At 48.6% G+C, this 4,726-nt stretch carries 3 protein-coding genes; 2 read left to right on the top strand and 1 reads right to left on the bottom strand.

All coding sequences use genetic code 11. From position 1 onward, the window contains the following. On the bottom strand, positions 1–1,304 hold a 1,304-nt coding region (locus Q0294_RS01305; RefSeq protein WP_299459998.1), incomplete at its 3' end, for a DEAD/DEAH box helicase. A gap of 497 nt (positions 1,305–1,801) precedes the next feature. Between Q0294_RS01305 and Q0294_RS01300 the strand changes: the two genes are divergently transcribed. Beyond that, positions 1,802–4,108, top strand: a complete 2,307-nt coding sequence (locus tag Q0294_RS01300) for an NfeD family protein (protein ID WP_299459996.1) — start codon at positions 1,802–1,804, stop codon at positions 4,106–4,108. Between the two features lie 322 nt (positions 4,109–4,430). After that, positions 4,431–4,700 (top strand): 30S ribosomal protein S15, encoded by a 270-nt coding sequence (gene rpsO / locus Q0294_RS01295; protein WP_299459994.1) that lies wholly within the window; start codon positions 4,431–4,433, stop codon positions 4,698–4,700. Positions 4,701–4,726 lie beyond the last annotated feature (26 nt).

Genomic DNA, 4,726 nt, shown 5'->3' with positions numbered 1-4,726 from the left:
ACTTCGGCTGTGATCTGTTGCGCCAGAATATCGATGGGGGCTTCCGGCATCCGTACCGTATCCAGAATTCCCTGTTTGATCGACCGGACCAGAGCCATGCTTTCCAGTAATTCATCACGGGAGAGAGCGAAGATTCGTCCTTTGGGAACCAGGCCCAGTGAATGCCCTGAGCGCCCGATGCGCTGCAGGAAGGTGGCGATGCCGCGGGGTGAACCGATCTGGACGACCAGATCGATGTAGCCGACATCAATTCCCAGTTCGAGTGACGCGGTCGCGATAACAGCTTTCAGTTCGCCGCTTTTTAACTTCTGCTCGGTGTGATGCCGGATTTTGGCAGACAGAGAACCGTGATGGCTGCCGACAACATCTTCGCCCAGGCGTTCGGTCAACTGGTGAGTGATGCGCTCTGCCAGTCGCCGCGTATTGACAAAAATCAGAGTGCTGTGATGTGACTGAATCAGTTCGACAATCTGTTCCAGCACTTCGGCCCATTGTTCGTGAGTGCAAATCGCGCTCAGTTCGGAAGGGGGAACCTGGATCGCGATATCCAGCGTGCGGGAGTGACCGATATCGACAATGCGGCAGGTTCGTTCGGGATATTCGCTGTGAGTTTCTTTTGGTGCTTCGGCAGTGATTTCTATTTCAGGCCGGTTTCCGACCAGATATTGTGCCACGCGATCCAGAGGTTTTTGGGTGGCGGACAGACCGATCCGCTGCAGGGGATGCTCGACTAATGCTTCGAGTCGTTCCAGAGTAATTGACCAGTGTGACCCACGTTTATCCCGCAATAAGGCGTGGATTTCATCAACGATGACGGTCTCCACGGTTTTGAGCGTTTCCCGGCTTTTGGAACCGGTCAACATTAAATACAGCGATTCAGGCGTCGTCACCAGAATATGGGGAGGACGTCTGACGAGTGCGGCCCGTTTCGAAGCGGGGGTGTCACCCGTTCTCAAACCGACCCGAATGGGAGTGAATGTGTAACCTGCTTCTTCCAGAAGCTCTGAAATTTCTTCCAGAGGCACAGTCAGATTTTGATGCATGTCGTTCGACAGGGCACGCAACGGTGAGACATAGATCACGGAGATTTCATTCTCTAAATCGCCAGCCAGCGACCGTTTTACGAGGCGGTCAATCACTGAGAGAAATGCCGTTAATGTTTTTCCGCTGCCGGTCGGGGCGGAGATCAGGGTATGCTCACCACGATTAATACACGGCCAGCCTTTGAGCTGAGGATCGGTCGGACCCTGGAAGCGTTTTCGGAACCATTTTTCAATGATCGGGTGATAGCCGTAAAATGACATGAATGCCCTTTGGTCTGTTTGTTTGAATTGCCCCTTTATTGTAAGGAGTCACGGCGTAAAATTTAACCGGTTTTCTGAGATTTTATTCCGGTCCCGGACAACCGAGGCGGCTTGAAGAAAATTTGTGGTTGGGAGTTTTCTCGTTTGCAGGCGGTTTTTGCCAGAGAACGGATCGTTTTGAACATCTTTGCCAATCTGATTGTCGGTAAAGGTGGATTCTCGGTATTGGCAGTATCAGAATTGTGAAGATTGATCGAGTTAAACAAACTGGTAAAATCAAAACCTGATTTCGCTGCCGTAAATCGCCTATAATATTATAAAATGAATTGATCTGACTGGTGTAAAATGTCGTTAAAAAGAGTACACCAGTTGAACAGTGTCTGTTAATAGTATGTATATTGGCAGATTATTGAATTCTTCCTCTCACAAGTGACGGGGGGATAAACTGAAGTTTCAAGCTTTGCATTTCTCATTCTGACAACGGTGAAAGTCACATAATGAAAAAGATCAACCAGATGTTACTGGCTTTTATTCTGGGACTTTTAGTGCTCAACGGAAATTCGCATCTGCAGGCAGATCCGGCTCAGCCTGAACCTGAACAGAAACAGCCGCAGGATACGAAAAAAGCAAAAAAGGCTGAGCAGGATGAGCCCCCGAGCAAACCGGCTTTATTCATTACTATCGACAGCCCTGTTGGCGAGGTGACTTATGGTCGGGTGACTAACGCCGCACTCTCCCTGCAGAATGAAGCCGCCCAGAGTAATCAGACCGGGTATCTGATATTGAAGATTTCCCCCGGTTCGAGCCCGTTTCATCAGGTGCAGGGACTGGCAAAGTTTCTGGCGTCTTCGAAACTGTCCAATTTAAAAACGATTGCCTGGATTCCCGAAACGGTGATTGGGAATAATGTCATGCTGGCGCTGGCCTGCAACGAAATTGTGATGCACCCCGATGCAGAATTGGGAGATATTGGTTATGGCAAAGCCGTCGACCGGGATGAACGGGAATTTATTCTCTCCATGGTCGAAAAACGTCACAATACCAAGCTGAGCCGTGCCCTGGCGCTGGGAATGATGGACCCCCAGCAGGCGGTTTTGAAAATCAAAATTCAACAGGGGGAAGGGGATAACAAGCAGGTTGAGTCCCGGATTGTCACTCCCGAAGAACTCAAGCGATTACAGGATAACATGGCGGTCATTGTTGACGTCGAAACCATCAAGGAAGTGGGTTCTCTGGGGGCGTTATCCGGGAGTAAAGCACGGGCTCTGGATGTGCTGGTTCAGCAACTGGCCCATACTCGGGGAGACCTTGCAGAATTGTATGGTATTCCGCGTGAAAAATTACGCGATGATCCCACAATGGGGGAAGCACCCAAAATCATGCTGATCAAAGTTGATGGGATGATTGAGCCGATCCTGGAGACTTTTATCGAACGTCAGATCAACCGTGCCATTCATTCCGGTGCGAATATGCTGGTCTTTGAGATCGATTCGGGGGGCGGGTATTTACTGTCGGGAACTAATCTTGCCAATATGATTGCCGACCTCGATTCGCGGCATGTGAGAACGGTCGCCTATATCCCGGATCATGCGATGAGCAGCGCCGCCATTATTGCCTTGGGCTGCGATGAGATTTTCCTGAAACCCGATGCCCAGATTGGCGATGCCGGGCCGATTGAAATGAAGGAAGATGGTCAGTTCGAGCATGTACCCGAAAAGATTTTGAGCACACTGCGGGTGACATTGAAAGATCTGGCGGAGAAAAAAGGGAGGCCGGCGGCTGTCTGTGAAGCGATGTCGGATAAAGATCTGGAAATTTTCGAAGTGACGAACAGCAAAACAGGACAGCTCTGGTACATGTCAGCAGATGAAATTCATCAATCCGACGGCGAGTGGATCAAAGGGCCCGCGGTACCTGAATCTCGAAAAGCCAACCTGTTAACGGTCAACGGGGTTCGCGCTCATGACCTGAAAATCGCTGAACCTCCGGTGCGGGATGTGGATGAACTCAAACAGAGGCTGGGAATTCCCGCTGATGTCAATTTCAAGGCAGTGGGGCGAACCTGGGTGGATACGCTCGTTTATGTTTTGAATTCACCTTTGATTACCTTTTTATTATTCATCGTTGGAGCCCTGTTCATCTATCTGGAACTCTATACTTTGACAGGCCTGTTCGGAATTATGTCGGCGGTTTGTTTTGGCCTGTTTTTCTGGAGCCGCTTTCTGGGGGGAACCGCCGGGGTTCTGGAAGTGGTGCTGTTTTCGATGGGGCTGATTTGTATTCTGCTGGAAATATTCGTGATCCCCGGTTTCGGTATCTTTGGGATTTCTGGAGGGTTGCTGGTGATCTCCTCAATCATCCTGGCAAGCCAGACATTTGGCGATTTTAACACATTACGCCCCGGTTCTGATTTCACCACAATGACGAATACCATTGGAACGATGAGTGCCTCATTAATCACGGTGATTGTGCTCGCGATCATTCTTAATCGGTTTTTACCGGAATCGCGGCTGATGAGTTCGATTGTTCTGGCGCCTCCCGGCGAATATCAAAGGGCAGGGGCGCATGAAATTCAACTCGACCCGGAATTATTTGAAAAATCGAGTACTTTGCAGCTGAAAGGACTCAAACTGGCAGTCGGAATGAAAGGAGTGGTTCGTTCTGTGCTCCGACCTGCAGGGCGTGTTGAAATTGAAGGGGTCTGGGTCGATGTGATCAGCGAAGGCCCTTATATTCAGACCGGAACGGAAGTGATTGTCTCGAAAATCAGTGGTAATGAGGTGATTGTGCGGGAATTGACCTGATTTGACCGTGCTGTAAGGTTTGAATTCACCTAAGCATGTACTTGCGTATATTTCATTGTCAATCTTGGGTAAAAATTACGTAACTGGTTCAATTCAGACAGGTTTTTGTAATCGAGGTAGTGTATCCATTGAATAATCTATTCAAATTGCTACATTAAGTACCTTAAATACCCTGAAAGCTAGCGTAATAGCTTTGTTTTCTCTCGCCATTACCAGTCTCAGATAAAGTCAAGACAAGGAAAGTAGTGGCTGTCTTTGCATTGGGTTATCCCCGATCTTCTCTGTTTGTCATGTAGTTTGTTAAAAGGTTTAGGTTAGAAGAATGTCAGTCACACAGGAACGAAGAGCAGAATTGATTCAAGAGTTTCAGTCCAAAACCGGGGATACTGGATCTGCTGAAGTGCAGATTGCTGTACTTACAGAACGGATTGTCAATTTAACGGAGCATTTACGAGCAAATTCCAAGGATCACGCCAGTCGTAGAGGTTTACTACAGATGGTGAGCCGCAGACGTAGCCTGCTTGATTATTTGCACAAGAAGAATGTAGAAAGCTATAGGGAAATTCTGGATCGGTTGAACATTCGAAAATAAGTTCGTTGTTCGCTGATCTGTATCGG

Source organism: uncultured Gimesia sp., assembly GCF_937919775.1.
In the GTDB taxonomy this organism is placed as follows: domain Bacteria; phylum Planctomycetota; class Planctomycetia; order Planctomycetales; family Planctomycetaceae; genus Gimesia.
This window is presented reverse-complemented; position numbering and strand designations above follow the sequence as displayed.